At 73.8% G+C, this 15,143-nt stretch carries 10 protein-coding genes; 8 read left to right on the top strand and 2 right to left on the bottom strand.

The features are described 5' to 3' along the window. Positions 1-22 precede the first annotated feature (22 nt). Together ACZ62B_RS09865 and ACZ62B_RS09860 are read left to right on the top strand one after the other, a co-directional pair. Positions 23-2,422, top strand: coding sequence for an outer membrane protein assembly factor BamB family protein (locus tag ACZ62B_RS09865; RefSeq protein ID WP_469689717.1), 2,400 nt, complete (start codon positions 23-25; stop codon positions 2,420-2,422). 7 nt (positions 2,423-2,429) lie between these two features. Further along, the gene (locus ACZ62B_RS09860) at positions 2,430-4,658 is read left to right on the top strand and encodes a protein kinase domain-containing protein (protein ID WP_468882045.1); all 2,229 of its coding nucleotides are present in this window, start codon (positions 2,430-2,432) and stop codon (positions 4,656-4,658) included. A 94-nt stretch (positions 4,659-4,752) separates the two neighbouring features. Here the strand turns inward: ACZ62B_RS09860 and ACZ62B_RS09855 are convergent, their stop codons facing one another. Beyond that, the gene (locus ACZ62B_RS09855) at positions 4,753-6,702 is read right to left on the bottom strand and encodes a helix-turn-helix domain-containing protein (RefSeq protein ID WP_468719856.1); all 1,950 of its coding nucleotides are present in this window, start codon (positions 6,700-6,702) and stop codon (positions 4,753-4,755) included. A gap of 339 nt (positions 6,703-7,041) precedes the next feature. Between ACZ62B_RS09855 and ACZ62B_RS09850 the strand changes: the two genes are divergently transcribed. Further along, a complete protein-coding gene (locus ACZ62B_RS09850; protein WP_469689713.1) occupies positions 7,042-7,770 on the top strand; it encodes a methyltransferase in 729 nt (242 codons plus the stop codon). A 10-nt stretch (positions 7,771-7,780) separates the two neighbouring features. Continuing rightward, the gene (locus ACZ62B_RS09845) at positions 7,781-8,617 is read left to right on the top strand and encodes a transketolase (RefSeq protein ID WP_344566014.1); all 837 of its coding nucleotides are present in this window, start codon (positions 7,781-7,783) and stop codon (positions 8,615-8,617) included. A gap of 130 nt (positions 8,618-8,747) precedes the next feature. Here ACZ62B_RS09845 and ACZ62B_RS09840 read toward each other — a convergent pair whose 3' ends face one another. After that, on the bottom strand, positions 8,748-9,731 hold the full coding sequence (locus tag ACZ62B_RS09840) for a LuxR C-terminal-related transcriptional regulator (RefSeq protein ID WP_468882053.1): 984 nt from the start codon (positions 9,729-9,731) through the stop codon (positions 8,748-8,750). Positions 9,732-10,108: 377 nt separating this feature from the next. On the opposite strand from ACZ62B_RS09840, the gene ACZ62B_RS09835 reads away from it, so the two are divergent. The 4 genes from ACZ62B_RS09835 (at position 10,109) to ACZ62B_RS09820 (ending at position 15,130) form a co-directional block, all read left to right on the top strand. Next, positions 10,109-11,449: an NDP-sugar synthase gene (locus ACZ62B_RS09835; protein ID WP_344566010.1), complete on the top strand. Its 1,341-nt coding sequence runs from the start codon at positions 10,109-10,111 to the stop codon at positions 11,447-11,449. A gap of 40 nt (positions 11,450-11,489) precedes the next feature. Next, positions 11,490-12,191: an SDR family oxidoreductase gene (locus ACZ62B_RS09830; protein ID WP_344566008.1), complete on the top strand. Its 702-nt coding sequence runs from the start codon at positions 11,490-11,492 to the stop codon at positions 12,189-12,191. Positions 12,192-12,446: 255 nt separating this feature from the next. Further along, positions 12,447-13,676 (top strand): IS701 family transposase, encoded by a 1,230-nt coding sequence (locus ACZ62B_RS09825; RefSeq protein WP_382052060.1) that lies wholly within the window; start codon positions 12,447-12,449, stop codon positions 13,674-13,676. After that, positions 13,673-15,130: a maltokinase N-terminal cap-like domain-containing protein gene (locus tag ACZ62B_RS09820; RefSeq protein ID WP_469689708.1), complete on the top strand. Its 1,458-nt coding sequence runs from the start codon at positions 13,673-13,675 to the stop codon at positions 15,128-15,130. The genes ACZ62B_RS09825 and ACZ62B_RS09820 overlap by 4 nt, the downstream gene beginning before the upstream one ends. Positions 15,131-15,143 lie beyond the last annotated feature (13 nt).

The raw sequence follows: 15,143 nt of genomic DNA, 5'->3' as shown, positions 1-15,143 counted from the left end.
ACCAAAGGGGGGTTGGGGGACCATGAGGGCGCTGAACGGGGCAGACCCACGGCGGTTCGGCCCGTACCGGACACTCGCGGTGCTGCGGGGGGCGGGCACCACGCGCAGCTACCTGGCACGCGGGGGCGACGGACGCACCGTCACCGTCACCGCGGCAAAGCCACGGCTGGCGGCGGTCTCCGTCTTCCGCGGCCGCTTCCGCCAGGAACTCGCGGCGGCGGCACGGCTGGCGGGGCCGTGGGCGCAGCCCGTACTCGACTCCGCCCCGGACGACCCGGTGCCCTGGTTCGCTTCGCCGTTCACCCCTTCCCTCTCGCTCGCCGAGGCCGTGACCCTGGCGGGACCGCTGCCCGAACCGGTCGTACGGGCCTTGGGCGCGGCCCTCGCCGAGACGCTCGAGCGCACCCGCGCGGCGGCCGGCGGGGCGTTCCAGGGACTCGGCCCCGAGGTGGTGCTGCTGTCCGCCGACGGTCCTCGGATCAGCGCGTTCGGCCCGCTGGGCGCGGCCACGGCGGCGGCGGAGGGGCCGGGAGGCGGACTGGCCGTGACCCTCGGCTACCTGACACCGGAACAGGTCGCCGGCCACCGGCCGGGTCCGCCCGCCGACGTCTTCGTACTGGGCACGCTGCTGGCGTACGCGGCCACGGGCACGAACCCCTTCGACGCGGACCACGCCGACGCGCGTCCCGTCGCCGGGGACGTCGCCGGAGACGTCTCCGAGGACGTCCCCGGGAGCGCCGCACGCCATCGGGCCGCCGAACGCATCGCGCACCAGGAGCCCGATCTCGCCTCCGTCCCCGAGGAACTGCGCCCGGTGCTCGCCCGGTGCCTGGCCAATGACCCGGCACAGCGTCCGGAGCCGTCCGTGCTCGCGGCCGTCCTCGCCCCCTCCGGCGCGGCGGCGGCGGTGAGCGCGGGCCGGCTGCCGGCCCGGCTGACCGCCGCCCTGGCGGAGCAGGCGTCGGCCGTGCTCGGGCTGGAGGCGCGGGAGGACCGGGACGACCGGGACGACCGGGAGGAGGCCGTGCCCGCCGTCCCGGCCACGCCGACCGTGCCGGACGGGGGCCCGGCGTCCGAGGCCGGCCCGGCGGGCGAGCAGGACGTCCCACCGGCCCGGCCCGCCACGCGCCGTGCCGCGGGCCCCGACCGCAGGGCCCTGCTGACCGGGGTGCTGTCCGGCGCGGCGGGGCTGGCGCTCGGCGGCGGCGTCACGGCGTGGGCGACCGACGACCGCCCGCGCCCCGCCGCGGCGGGAGAACCGGCCGCGCGAAAGCCGCGCGCACCCGTCCCCGGAGCGCCCCCGGCGGCGCTGTGGGCGTACGACATGCCGGACACGACGTTCTACGGCAGCCCCGCCCTGCACGGTGACGTGCTGCTGCTGCCGGGGGACTCCCTCGTCGCCGTGGACGTCCGTACCGGCAAGGAGCTGTGGCGGCGCAAGGAACCGTCGGGCCTCGCCTCCCACCCCGTGCGGGTCGACGACGAACTGCTCGTGGTGCTGGATGTCCAGGGGCTGTTGTGGCGCTCCGTGAAGGACGGCGCCCGCCGGCACAAAGTCCCCTACGGGCAACTCCTCGAAGCCGGTGAGGACATGCACAGCGCCGAACTGGTGGCCCGGGACGGTGCGGTGGTCTGGTTCAAGGGCGATGTCGAGAAGGAGGCGGGCACCGGCACGAAGACCGGCGGCGCCGACGCGAAGACGCACACCCTGTTCGCGTACGACGTCGTACGGCGCGAACCGCTGTGGCGAAGACCCCTCGCGGAGAACGAGTACGCCTCCTGGACCGCACCGCACCGCGGCCTCCTGGTGTCGTCGCGGGACGCGCCCCGGCCCGAGGACGCGAAGGCACGGAAGAAGCAGCCCGAGGGGTTGCAGGAGTTCTTCGCGCTGGACCGCGCCTCGGGCAGGGAGGTGTGGGCGAGGACGATCGGCGATCTGACCATCGGCGCCTGGTTCACCCTGTCCGGCACGGGAACGCTGTACGCCGCGCAGGACCGCGAGCTGCGGGCGTACGAGCTGCGTACCGGCCGGGAGATCTGGCGGATGCGCCACCCGCGCCCGGACGGCGGGTACGGGGAGCCGGTCCTCGCCGGGGACACCCTGTACGTCGCGGACGCCGACCCGACCGTGTACGCCCTCGACCCGGTCAGCGGCCGGCAGCAGTGGAGCCGTGGGACCGGCTTCCTGGCCGGGACCGGCGCATCCCCCTCCGTGGCCGTCAGCGCGTCCGGCGCGGCCGTGCTGTCCCTCGACGCCGTCCAGGTCACCGCGTTCGCCGCGGCGAGCGGTGAGCGGCTGTGGAAGTTCCAGGCCGTGGGCGAGCAGGACACCGGCGGCCTCGAACCGTACGAGCTGCTGACCGCCGACGGGATCTGCGTGGTCCGGTACGGCAGGTCCTTCTACGGCGTCCCGGTGGAGTGAGCGTCACATGAGCACCGTTCGACCCCTCACCCACGACGACCCAGACCTCCTGGGCCGCTACCGGCTGATCGGCAGGCTGGGCAGCGGCGGCATGGGGACGGTCTTCCTGGCCCGTTCGCCCGGTGGGCGCACCGTCGCGCTCAAGACGGTGCACCCGCACTTCGCCGCCGAACCCGAGTTCCGCATCCGGTTCCGTCTGGAGGCGGAGGCGGCACGCGCGATCGGCGCCCGGCACGGCGCGACCGTGGTCGACTGCGACCCCGACGGGGCCGTGCCCTGGCTGGCCACCGAGTACCTGCTCGGACCCGCGCTCGACGAGGCGGTGCGCCTGGCGGGACCGCTGCCCGAACACACCGTGCGGGCCGTGGGCGCCCACCTGGCGGACGCGCTCGGCGAGATCCACCGTACGGGCATCGTGCACCGCGACCTCAAGCCGTCCAACGTCCTGCTCACCGCGGCCGGTCCGAAGATCATCGACTTCGGCATCGCCCGTGCGCTCGGCGCCCAGCGGCTCACCCGGACCGGACAGGTCGTGGGCACCCCGGCCTACATGTCACCGGAGCAGGCGACGGGGCACGACCACGGCCCCGAGGGCGACGTCTTCGCCCTCGGCGGCGTGCTGCTCTTCGCCGCGACCGGACGGCCGCCGTTCCCGGGGGACGGCGCGGCGGACATCCTGTACCGCGTCCGGTACGGGGAGCCGGACCTGACCCACGTACCCGACGGCCTGCGGGCGGTCATCGCGTCCTGCCTGCGCAAGGAGGCCGCGGACCGCCCGGCGCCGTCCCGGCTCTCCCCGCAACTCGGGGCGCCGGGGGGCACGTTCGCGGAGTCGCTGCCGGAGGCGGTCCTCGCCGACCTCGCCGACCGCACCACACGGCTGTGGGATCTGCACCCCGTCCGCTCACCGGCACCCGGCCCGGACGCCGGTGAGCGGACGCCGACCGCCGTGCCGCCGGACGCGCCGCCGCCACGGCGCCGGGCCCTGTTCGCGCTGGGCGGCGGTCTCCTCGCGGCCGGCGCCCTGACGGCGGGCGCCGTCGCGTACACCCGGCGGGACGCCGGGGACGGCGAGCGGACCGCGGCGGACGCCGCGGCGGGCCCGCCCGAGGCCGCCTGGACGTTCGAGGGGACCTTCGACAACAAGGTCCGGCCCGTGGCGGCGGGCGGTGTCGTCCTGGTCAGGGACGCGCTCCGGCCCCGCTACACCGCCGTGGACGCCGCCACCGGGCGGAAGAAGTGGACGCGGGACCCGCTGCGGGACGTCCTGGGCACGGACGGCGGGCTGCTCGCCGTCCTCGACGAGGACGAGATCACGGCGGGATCGTCCCCGGTCCGCCCCGCGCTCCTCCGGCTCGATCCGGAGACGGGCCGCACGAGCCCGCTGCACGACTCCCTGGGCGACCCCGCCCTCGAACCGACGGCCCTGCTGACGGCCGACCGGCGAACGGTCTACGTCCTGGCCGGACTGCCCGGCCGGGGCGGGGAGCCCGCGCGGCCGTTCCTGAGCGCGTACGACCTCGACAGCGGCGCGGAGCGCTGGCGCGAGGCACTGCCGGAGCAGGGGGTGGGGGCCGAACCGCTGAGCGCCGTCGTCGAGGGCGGGCGGCTGGTCTGCGTCACCCGGCTCGGGCTGACCGTCCGCGCCGCCGACACCGGCCGGACGCTGTACGACGAGCGGCTGGTCGACCCGGCCCGGTACGACGTGGACGAGGAGAGCGACCTGCCGTCGCCGAGCGCGGCCGTGGTACGGGACGGGCGGATCCACGTCAGCCAGGGCGAGGTGCTGGCACTCGACGCGCGCAGCGGTGAGACGCTCTGGCGCTGGGGGGCCGAGGAGCCCAGTACCTGGCCCGGCGGGCCGGTCTACGGTGCGCCGGCCGTCCAGGACGGCGTGGTGTACGTCGTGGCGGCTCCCGAGGACACCCGGGGCACGGCCGAGCAGACCGCCTGGCGGCTGATCGCGCTGGACGCCGCGACCGGCGAGTTCCGCTGGGACCACCGTGCCCCGCTGCGGCTGTGGCCCGGCGAGCCCCTGCTGCGCGACGGGCTGGCCCTGCTGAACCCCTTCGACGAGCGCCGCCTGCTGTACGCGGTGGACCTGCGTGACCACAGGACCGCGTGGACCTACTCCGGCCCCGCGCACGACACGGTCTCCAACTCCCTCGCGGCGACACCCGGACACGTCTACGTCCTCCGGGCGGGCACGCTCACGGCGCTGCCCCTGCGGGGGTGAGACCGGCCCGCACGAGCGGCGGGACCTCCCGCACCGGTCGCAGGAGGCGGGGCACCGGGCCCGCTGCCGGTCCCGGGACGCGGTGCTCGCGCGCTCAGGGCAGTTCGTCGTGCGGGAGGACCGGTGGGCCGGTGTGGTTGCGTACCGTGTGGCGGGTGCGGCGCAGGCGGAGGGCCAGTTGGACCTCGACGGCCTGGAGGGGTTCCTGCCAGCCGGGGCCGAGCAGGTCGGTGATGCGTTCCAGGCGGCGGGAGACGGTGTTCGGGTGGACGTGCAGGCTCTCCGCGGCGCGGCTCGGCGAGCCGCCGGAGGTGAAGTACGCCTCCAGGGTGCGGGTCAGTTCGGTGGTCTGCCGTTCGTCGTACTCCAGGACCGGGCCGATGGTGTTGGCGATGAACGCCGAGGTGTCCGGGGTGTCCGCGAGCAGCAGTCCGAGGAAGCCGAGTTCGCGCAGTGAGGCGGTGCCGCCCGTGCCGCCGAGGGCGGTGAGCGCGTCGAGGCAGCGCCGGGCCTCGGCGTAGGTGCGGTGGATGGCGCCGGGATGGGCGACCGGGCCGGCCGCGCCGACCGTCACCGGGTGGCCGATGACCGCGTTCAGCGTGTCGGAGGCGTGCCGTGCGGCGGTGGACGGGTCGGTGCCGGGCAGCACCAGGACGAGGCAGTCGTCGGCGGTGGTCTTCAGGCCTGCGTGGCGGTGGACGTAGGAGGAGGCCCAGACCAGGACCCTGCCCTGGGGGCCGTCCTCGGGACGGACCACCAGCACGACGTGCGGTTCGTCCAGGGCGACGCCCAGCCGGCGGGCGCGTAAAGCGAGTTGTTCGGGCGCGCGCGGGGAGTCGCCGAGCAGTTCGCGCAGCAGCTCGTCACGGCCCGCGCCCTCGGCCGCCGCCGCGGAGGCCTGCATCCGCAGCAGTACGGCCGTGGACTGGGCGGCGGCCTCCAGCAGCCGCACCCTGTCGGCGGCGGGCCGGGGGCCGGGGGCGAGGACCAGGGTGCCCAGGATCTCCTTGCCCGCGATGGCGGGGCACAGCCACAGGCCGCCGGAGGAGCGGATCGGGGCTCGCTCGGCGTGCACGTCCAGGGTGCGCTGGAACAGCTCGGACTCGTCGGCCTCGGGGAACCCTTCCGTCACCGTCAGGGTGGAGCCGACGGCGTCGCGCACCATGAGGGGGCTGCCGAGCTCGGCGGCGGCGTGGGCGACCAGTTCCTCCAGTTCGCAGCCGTGCAGCACCAGGTCGATCAGCCGGGAGTGGAACCGGTTCAGCCGCCGGGCCGCGGAGGAGGAGCCGAGGGCCCGGGAGGTGTCCCGCTCCAGCTCGCTTATCTCGTCGTGCGCCTGGGTCAGCAGCCGGGCCTTCTTGATGGCCAGGGCGGCCAGGTCGCCCAGGGACGACATCAGGGTGATCTCGTCCGGGGTGAAGTGGCGCACCCCGCGGTCGGCGACGTACAGCGCGCCGACGACGGAGTGCCCCTCCTTCAGCGGCACCGCCATCAGGGCGTGCAGGCCCTCCTCGCGCACCACCTCGTCGATGGCCGAGTCGTGCTCGAACCGCATGTCGGCGAGGTAGTCGGGGGTCCAGAACGGCGCGGAGCGGATCGCCGCCGCGTTGCCCACCCCGCCGATCGACGGCACCGCGAAGCCGACGGTGATGCTGCTGGCGTGTCCGTCGGCGCTCACCACGTAGGAGCGGCCGTCGGCCCGGTCGGTGAGGCTCACCCAGGCCATGTCGAAGCCCAGCAGCAGCCGGGCGCGCCTGGCGATGACCCGGAGCAGGGCGTCCACGTCGTAGGGGAGCGTGAGTTCGCGGGCGGTGTCCACGAGCGCCGACAGGCCCGCCTCGCGCTGCTGGCGGCGGGCGAACAGGCCGTGGATGTCCAGCGCGAGCCCGGCGGCCCGGTCGAGCACGGCCACCGCCTCGGTGGACGCGCCGGCGACCCGCGCCTGTTCCGTGAGGCCGTCGAACCGCTGCGGAGGCGCCTCCATGGCCAGCAGCTCGAGCAGCCTGAGCAACCCGTCGGAGACCAGATGGTCCGCGTCCGCCACCCTCACTCACCCCCCAAGCGAGCCCGGGAGAAGACGCGAGTGTCCACAAACGGGCCTTGGTGAACCTAAATTGTGTGCGCCGCCACCGTCAACAATGGCGGGAACGGGGTCGTCCGCCCCGCTCCGGCGGGCAGTCGCAGCAGGTCACCGAGGGGCCGGTGGCCCAGGCACCGCGCAGGTGCGCAAGGTGGTTGTCCGAACACCTTATGTGTGCGGCCCCCGTTGGACAGCATCGTCGTACGGCTGCCGCTCGGGAGGCCGCCGCGTCAGCTCCGTATCGACAGGGGGAACCGAGTGCCGTACGACCACAGTGACGCGTCGCCGATCTTGGAGCGGGACGTGTCCGAGTCCGATGGACAGGGGCGGTTACAGAGCTTCGAACGCTCCCTGGAACGCAGCCGCCGGTCGCTGCGCCGAAGCGACCGGCCGAAGGAGTTCGCTCTCGCGGGACGCGACTGGGACCTGGTGGACGAGGTGTTCGCGCCGGTCTACTCGCCGTCGACCGAGGTGGCGCTGGAGTTCCTGGGCCTCGTGGGGAACACGGGGAACGCGGGGCGTGACCAGGGGGGTTCGTTCCTGGAGATCGGCTGCGGGGCCGGCGTGGCGGCGGTGCTCGCCGCGCTGGCGGGCCGCTCCCCGGTGGTGGCGGCGGACATCAATCCGCGCGCGGTGGAGAACACCACGATCAACGCCGACCGGCACGGGGCGCGGGTGCGCGCCGTGCACAGCGACCTGTTCTCGGGGCTCGGCGACGAGCGGTTCGACACGATCTTCTGGAGCTCCAACTACGTACGGGCGCCGCAGGACTACCTCTACCGCTCGCTGCACGAGTACGCCTATGTCGACCCCGGGTACCGGACGCACCGCCGCTATCTGCTGCAGGCCCCGGAGCGGCTCGCTCCGGGCGGGGTGGCGCTGCTGCACTTCAGCAGCCGCGGCGACGTGGCGGAGCTGCACCGGCTCGCCGGGGCGTGCGGGCGGGAACTGCGCACGGCGCGGTCGATGACCGTACTGGAGGGCGAGTACGGGAACGACCTCGTCGAGCACCTGCTGCTGGAGATCCACTGAGGAGGAGGCGATGTCACTCTCCGGGTACGACGCCTACCGCGAGGAACTCACCGCCCTCGCCGCGCACGACGGTCGCGTGGTGTGCCTCGCGGCGACACCCGTCGGAGCGGGTCATCCCTTCGAACTGGCCCACCCGGACCGCTTCTTCGGGCTGCCGCGTGCCGCCTCCGCCATGGTGGACGTGGTGTCGGGTCTGGTCACCGCCGGGTTCCGGCCGTTCGTCTGCACCGGCCCCGCGCGGGCCGGCCTCGGTACGGCGGGCAGCCTCGGGCTGCTCACCCGCTATCTGGAGGCGGGCGCCACGGTGGTGACGCCGTACGCCGGTTTCCTGGAGGACTATCCGGTGCTGCGGCGGCTGGCGGGTGTGACGCTGGCGGTGCCCTGCGGTGACGCCGAGACGCGGGCGGTGGTGCGGGAGGCCGTCGGTGCGGAGCGGCCGTTCCACATCCGGGTGGGGACCGTCGTACGGCCGTACCGGTCGCGGGGGGATCTGGTGGCCGGGACTCCGGTTCCGGTCGTGAACTGGGAGTCTCCCGGGGCGTGCGAGGAGTCGGTGTGTCTGGTGTCGGTCGGGGAGGACGGGACGCGGCTGGCGCGGGAGGCCCGGGGGGTGGCGCCGTGGCTCGCGCACGCGCATCTGGTGTATCTGGATGACGCGCGGCTGCGGCTGGCCGCGGGGGAACTGGGGCGGCGGATGCGGCGGTTCGTCGTCACGGGGGCGCGGCATGGGGTCGACGGGGTGACGGAGACGTTGGCTCGGCTGCTGCCCGGGTGTGAGGTGGTCGGGGGGTCGCGGGAGGGTGATGCGGTGCTTGCGGTGGCCCAGCGGTTGAAGGCGCCTGTGTAGCGCGGTGGGCGGGTGGGCGGGTGGGGTTTGCGCAGCCCGGCGTTCGCGGGGTGCCGTCGCGCCCACCCGTGCCGCCATGGGGGCACCTCCCAGGCCTTTAAGGCACTGGGGGAGGCACGACTGCCCGCGGTTACGAGGGTGGGTCCTCTATGAGGGACGACTTGGCCAGTAGGTAGGCCAGTTGGGCTCTGCTGCGGCTGTTGAGGGACTCCGAGGCTTTTCTGATGTGGGTGGAGACGGTCCGGGTGCTGATGCCCAGGCGCTTGGAGATCGCGGCGTCCGTGTGGCCCTCCACCATCAGCCGGAGCACGGCCCTGCGGGTCTCGTCGGTCATCAGGGGCGGTCTGCTCAGCTCCTGGGAGATGCTGACCGGCTCGGCGCGCTGCCATGCCTGGTCGAAGACGGTGGCCAGGTAGGCGACGATCGCGGGGTGCTCGATCGCCAGGGCGGTGGTGTCCAGGTCGAGCAGCGGGTCGGGGATGAAGGCGATGCGCCGGTCGTAGATGATCAGCCGGTCGAAGACCTCGTTGAGGGTGCGGATCTGCGCCCCGGCCACCGTGACCTTCTCGATGTAGGCGAGCGTCGGCCCGTGGGTGCGCACGGTGTGCTGGTACAGCGTGCGCTGTCTGACCCCCCTGGCCAGCAGTTTCAGGTTGTCCGCGAGGACGCCGGCGAGGGTGTCCGAGGGTCTGGCGCCGCCCGGCTTGGCGGTGACCAGCTCCTCCCGGCAGTCGTCGCGGGCCTGTTGCAGGGCGGCCCGGATGACGTCGGTGCCGCGCAGCAGACGTACCGCCGTACCGGATACGCGGTGTTCCTCGCGGTAGACGTCCTCGGCGGCGGTGAGCGCCTCCTGGATGGCGGCGATGGTGTGCTGCTGCACCAGGACGGCGCGTTCGATGGGCCGCCGCAGCTCGTTGCTGGCGATGTCGGGAGGCACGGCGCCCAGCAGCGTCGGGTCCTCGGCCGACGGACGCAGCAAACCTAATTCGACCAGGCAGTCCGGAATGTCACCCGTTATCGGCCCCGTGGTGAGGGCCTCGCGGTAGCGCCGGAGGCCGTTCTCGCACAGCGCCACCACGTTGGGTTGCGGGCTTATGTCCGGGTTTCTGCACATACACACCCCCTTCTGGTTTCTGCACTGCGTGATCGCGATGCTACCCAGACGTCTGTCCGGCCGGTTTCCTGCGGCATAGTTCCAAGGGCGAAAACACCACAGCTTTTCGCCGAACGGAAGGGCGATCGTGAAATTATCGAAGCCGACCGCGAAGGAATTAGCAGGAATTCGCACGGCGACCTTGCCGACGGGATTCGCGGTCCAGATATCGGGCGCGCACAGCATGTCCGCCGCACCGGTCCGAGCCGCCGGAGCCGGACCGTGGCAGTCGGTCCCGGCCGACGACCCGCAGGACGACGGGTGGCCGTGACTCACCCCTGAGGACGCCGACACCGCCAGGGGAGCCGGGCAACTCACTCGACACACGGGGGCGCGTGATGAGCACGAAGGCAGAGACCATCGGCATCGTTCTCGCCGGCGGCCGAGGTGAACGGGCCAAACCGATCACCCTGGAGTCCGCCGACTACATCAGGAGCAAGGCGCTCATCCCGTTCGTCGGCCGACGCCTCATCGAATGGGTCCTGGAGTCCTGCCGGGTGCAGGGGATCCGCCGCTTCTACGTGGTGACCCACGGCCTGGAGAACCGCAACCAGATCAAGTTGCTGCTCGGCCACGGAGAACGCCACGGCGTACGGATCACGTACTCGCGCTCGCGCTTCGACCGCTACAACGTCGGATCCGCCGGCGCCACCCTCCACAACCTCGAACAGTGGGACCTGCAGGGACGCGCGCTGGTGCTGCCCGTCGACTCGCTCTTCGACTTCGACCTGGACGCCCTGCACGCCACCCACGACGCACAGGACGCGCTGGTCACGGTGGCGGCGGTCGCCCGCACCCCGGCCGAGATCGCCCACAAGTACGGGGTGATGCGCACCGACGAACGGGGCCTGGTCCAGGGCTTCGTGGAGAAACCCGGCCTGTCGGAGCTGGGCGAACTGTTCCCGCGGACCCTGGCGGAACCCGGCACCGGGCTCCCCACCAACGCCGGGATGTACCTGGTGGACTGCGGCCGGCTGCGGCTGCTCGCACGGGAGCCGGAGCTGTTCCGGCAGTCGCACCAGCGCCTGGACTGGGGCGGCGACCTGCTGCCCTGGCTGGTCCGTCACGGCCACCCGGTGGCCACCCACACCATCGGCCGCCTCGGCGACCTGGGCAACGTGCCCGACTACCTGGACACCGTGCGGCTCGTGCTCAACGGCGCGTACGAGCAGATGAACCGTCTGATGGACCAACCCGACGACACCGCCCGGCGGCGCTGGATCCACGAGTCCAGCCTGCAGACCAAGGACGACGTCACCGGCACCACCCTCGCCCAGAAGATCGACGAGGGCTCGGTGGTGATCGGGGCGGGCGTCCGGATCGGCCGGGACGTGGAGATAGGACCGGGAGTGCGCCTGGAGAACGCGGACGTCGGCGACGGGGCCGAGGTCCGCGAGGGCAGCACCCTGGTCCGCTCCACCGTGGGCGAATCCGCGGTGATCGGCTCGTACGCCGACATCGCCGACAGCTACATCGGCCCGATGGCCGAGGTCCGCTCCGAACGCATCCGGCCGATCCGGCTGGAACGCCACACGGCGGTCGGTGACGGCGCCGTGCTCTGGCCGGGCTCACGGCTGTGCGGGGTGACGGTCTACCCCCGCCTGCGTGTGCCCGCCCTGGCGGGGGTGCCCGCGCGGACCGAACTGAGGAGCGCCGAGGACGTCCTGCGCTGGGTGTGAGTCCGTCTCGCCCCGGCCCAGACTGACCAGGGAGGGCCCCATGCACAACCCCATCGCCGTCGTGGGCGGAGCAGGCCGGCTCGGCACGCTCGTCACGCGCCGGCTGACCGAGCAAGGCCACCGGGTGCGGGTGGTGAGCCGGCATCCGCAACGCGGCCGGCTGCCCCTCGGAGTGGAGCTCCACCGCGCGGACGTACGGTACGCGGACACGCTGGCCCCCGCCCTGCGGGACTGCTCCGCGATCGTGTTCGCCGTCGAACCCGGAACCGCCAACTCCGGCCCGGACAGTCCCGAGGCCACCATGTACGACGGAGTGCGCAACATGCTCTCCGCCGCCACCGAGCACGGCGAGCGCCCGCACGTGGTGCTGGTCAGCCAGATCTTCGTGACCCGCCGCGAGCACCCGATGAACGCCTACGGCCGGCTCCTCGACTGGCGGCTGCGCGGCGAGGACGCCGTACGCGCCTGCGGCCTTCCGTACACGGTGATCCGGCCGAGCTGGCTGACCGACGACGCGTTCGCCGGCGCCCGGGTCCGCTTCGAGCAGGACGACCGGGGCGACGGCTGGGTCTCCCGTACGGCGGTCGCGGAGGCGTGCGTGCAGGCGATCGGCGTGCCCGAGGCCTCGGGCAGGACCTTCGAGATCTACAACGAGCCCGGGGAGGCCCCGGCGGACTGGGCGCCGCTGTTCCGGCGGCTCACCCCGGACCGGATCCTCGCCTGGACGGGCGGCCGCACCTGACCCCTCCGGAACGACGCGGGCCGGTGCCCCACCACCGCCCTCGTCAGCGGCGCCCGCCGGCACATCCCCCGGGCCGGCGGGCGCCGGTGGGGCTCGGGCCCCGGGAAATCCTCCGAGGAATCCCCCGGTGAAATCCCCGGGAAATCCTCCTTCACGAAAAGCGCCAGCGAACGGCCGCGCCCGAAAACGCGAGAAAAACCTCGACCCGAAGACTCGAAGACTCGAATGATCGAAGGCTCGAAGAGAGGGCCCACCATGTCCGTGGAGCATCGGCAGCAGTTACCCGATGGCATTCCCGAGAGAATTCCCGAGGGAATCCTCTCCGAGGTTCTCTCCGGGGCGCTCGCATCGATTCCGCGCAGCGACCAGCGACGCCGGGGAGAACTCTACGTGCGGGGTCTGCTCACGGTCGCGGGAAAGAAGACCATGCGCGCCCTGGCCGACGGTGCCGGGAACAGCGTGGAGCAGAGCCTCTACCAGTTCATCACCAAGTCCACCTGGCGCAACGGCCCGGTGCGCCGGGCGATGGCCCGGCTGGTGGCGCAGCGGCTCGACCCCCGTGCCTGGGTGGTGCACCCGCTGGTCATCACCAAGGTCGGCCGGCACTCCGTGGGAGTGGAACGGCAGTGGGTCGCGGACCTGGGCCGGGTCGTCAACTGCCAGCAGGCCATGGGTGTGTGGCTGGTCTCCGAGCAGGGGAGCTGTCCGGTGGACTGGCGGCTCGCGCTGCCCGAGTGCTGGACGGACCACCCCGAGCGGCGCGACCGCGCCTCGATCCCGGAGCACGTCGCCTCCTGCCCGCCCGAGCAGTGCGCGATCGGCTCGGTGGCGCGCATGTCGTCGGGCTGGGAGCTGCCGGACCGGCCCGTGGTGATGGATCTGCGGGACGGTGACCCCTACGCCGTCAGCGCCGAACTCAGTGCCCGGCAGGTCCCGTTCGTCCTGCGCATCGACCCCGCCACCCGGTTCGCGCTGCCCGACCCGGTGCGGCCGCCCGCCGGTGACCACGCGGGCCCGGCCGACGCGCTGATCGCGGCGCTCAGCCGGAACTGCCTGCCCGTGGAGTGGTACGACCACACCGCGGACACCGTGCGGGCCACCTCCGTGGGCGCCACCCGCGTACGGCTGCGGCGGCGTTCGGGGCCCGCGCCGGCCGGTGAGCGCCGGGAGCTGGTGCTGCTCGGCGCGTGGACCGACCGGGGCAGGCGGGTCCCCGGCGAGTACTGGCTGTCCAACCTCTCCGGGGCCCAGCTCGGGACGGTGTACCGCACCGCGATGCTCATCCGGCGGGTGGTGCGCGACCAGGCCGAGGTCACCGACGGTCTGGGCGCCCGGGACTTCGAGGGACGGTCGTTCCGCGGCTGGCACCACCACATGACGATGGTGACCGTGGCCCACGCGGCGCACGCGCTGGCGTGGTCCGAGGAGGCCGCCGGGGCGCGTGCGGCCGTACGGGAACGGCGGCCGATGGTGCCGGTCGCATGAGCGCGCCCACCCGCACCGTCGACCTGACGCGCGTCGTCGCGGAGCTGCGGCGCTCCCTGCCGGGCTGGCTGGCCGGGCGCCGCTGGTACGCGGGCAAGCAGGGCGAGGGACAGCACCCGCCGCCCGTCGAACCGGTCCTCGCCGATCTGCTGCACCCGGGCGACCCGGCCCTGGTGCAGCTGGTGGTGCGGGCGGGGCGGCGCGGGCACGAGGAGTGGTACCAGGTCCTCGTCGGAGTCGGCCGGGAGACGGCCGGGGCGCCGGCCGGCGACACCCTCATCGGCCGGGTGCCGGGACCCGACGGTCCCGACCTGCTGCTGTACGAGGCCACCGCCGACCCGCGGCTGATGTCCCGGCTGCTGGCGCGGCTGGCCGCCCGGGACACCGACGGCCAGGTGGAGTGCCACCGGCCGGCCGGCGCGGAGTTCCCGCTCGGCCTGCCGGCCCGGGTGATCACCGCCGAGCAGTCCAACACCTCGGTGGCGTTCGGCGACCGGCTGATGCTCAAGGTGCTGCGCCGCCTGGTCCCGGGCCCGCATCCGGAGCTGGAGCTGCTCACCGCCCTGGAGCGGGACGGTGACGTACCGAGCGCCCGGCCGCTGGCGTGGATGCGGACCACCGACGCGTTCCCGGCCGGCCCCACCACGCTCGCGGTGCTCCAGGAGTTCGTGCCGTCGCGGGGCGACGGCTGGTCCCTGGCCACCGCGCAGGCCGCGGAGTGCGTCGGCGGCGACTGCGCCTCGGTGGCCCCGCTGGGCGGCTTCGCCGAGGAGTCCCGTGCGCTGGGCCGGGCCACCGCACGGGTGCACACGGCGCTGGCGCGGCAGCTCGGCAGCCGGGAGCTGGGCCCCGAGGAGGCCCGCGCGCTGGCCGCCGAGCTGACCGGGCGGCTGGAGCAGGCCCTGGAGGAGGTGCCCGAACTGCTGCCCTACGCACGGCAGTTGCGGACGCTGCACCAGGACCTTCCGGAGCTGGCGGGCCGCGGTCACCGGCCGCTCGTGCAGCGCGTCCACGGCGATCTGCACCTGGGCCAGGTGCTGCGCGCGCCGCACGGCTGGGTGCTCATCGACTTCGAGGGCGAGCCGGGGCATCCGCTGGAGGAGCGCAGACGGCCGCGGCCGGCGGTGCGCGACGTGGCGGCCATGCTGCGGTCCTTCGACTACGCCGCCCACCACGCGCTCTTCGAGGTGCTGGGCGGGCCGTCCGCACGGCGCGGCGGCAGACCCGCCCGCCGGGCCGCGGCCTGGGCGGTGCACAACCGGCGCGCGTTCAGCGAGGGGTACGCCGAGGCGGGCGGAGCCGACCCCCGGCGGTCCCCGGTGCTGCTGCGCGCCTTCGAGGCGGACAAGGCGGTCTACGAGGCGGTGTACGAGGCCCGTAACCGTCCCGACTGGCTGCCCATTCCGCTGGCCGCGATACGCCGCCTCGTCCATGAACGCCCGAGCGCGGCGTGAAATCCGCGACAGG

The organism is Streptomyces sp. NPDC053426 (assembly GCF_055585405.1).
Note: the sequence above shows the minus strand (reverse complement) of the source record. Positions and strands in the feature narration are given on the sequence as shown.

Bases quoted from the DNA above. Each gene is read 5' to 3' on its own strand.
- ACZ62B_RS09865 (WP_469689717.1), top strand. From the start codon at position 23: ATGAGGGCGCTGAACGGGGCAGACCCACGGCGGTTCGGCCCGTACCGG.
- ACZ62B_RS09860 (WP_468882045.1), top strand. From the start codon at position 2,430: ATGAGCACCGTTCGACCCCTCACCCACGACGACCCAGACCTCCTGGGC.
- ACZ62B_RS09845 (WP_344566014.1), top strand. From the start codon at position 7,781: ATGTCACTCTCCGGGTACGACGCCTACCGCGAGGAACTCACCGCCCTC.
- ACZ62B_RS09840 (WP_468882053.1), bottom strand. From the start codon at position 9,731: ATGTGCAGAAACCCGGACATAAGCCCGCAACCCAACGTGGTGGCGCTG.
- ACZ62B_RS09835 (WP_344566010.1), top strand. From the start codon at position 10,109: ATGAGCACGAAGGCAGAGACCATCGGCATCGTTCTCGCCGGCGGCCGA.
- ACZ62B_RS09830 (WP_344566008.1), top strand. From the start codon at position 11,490: ATGCACAACCCCATCGCCGTCGTGGGCGGAGCAGGCCGGCTCGGCACG.
- ACZ62B_RS09825 (WP_382052060.1), top strand. From the start codon at position 12,447: ATGTCCGTGGAGCATCGGCAGCAGTTACCCGATGGCATTCCCGAGAGA.
- ACZ62B_RS09820 (WP_469689708.1), top strand. From the start codon at position 13,673: ATGAGCGCGCCCACCCGCACCGTCGACCTGACGCGCGTCGTCGCGGAG.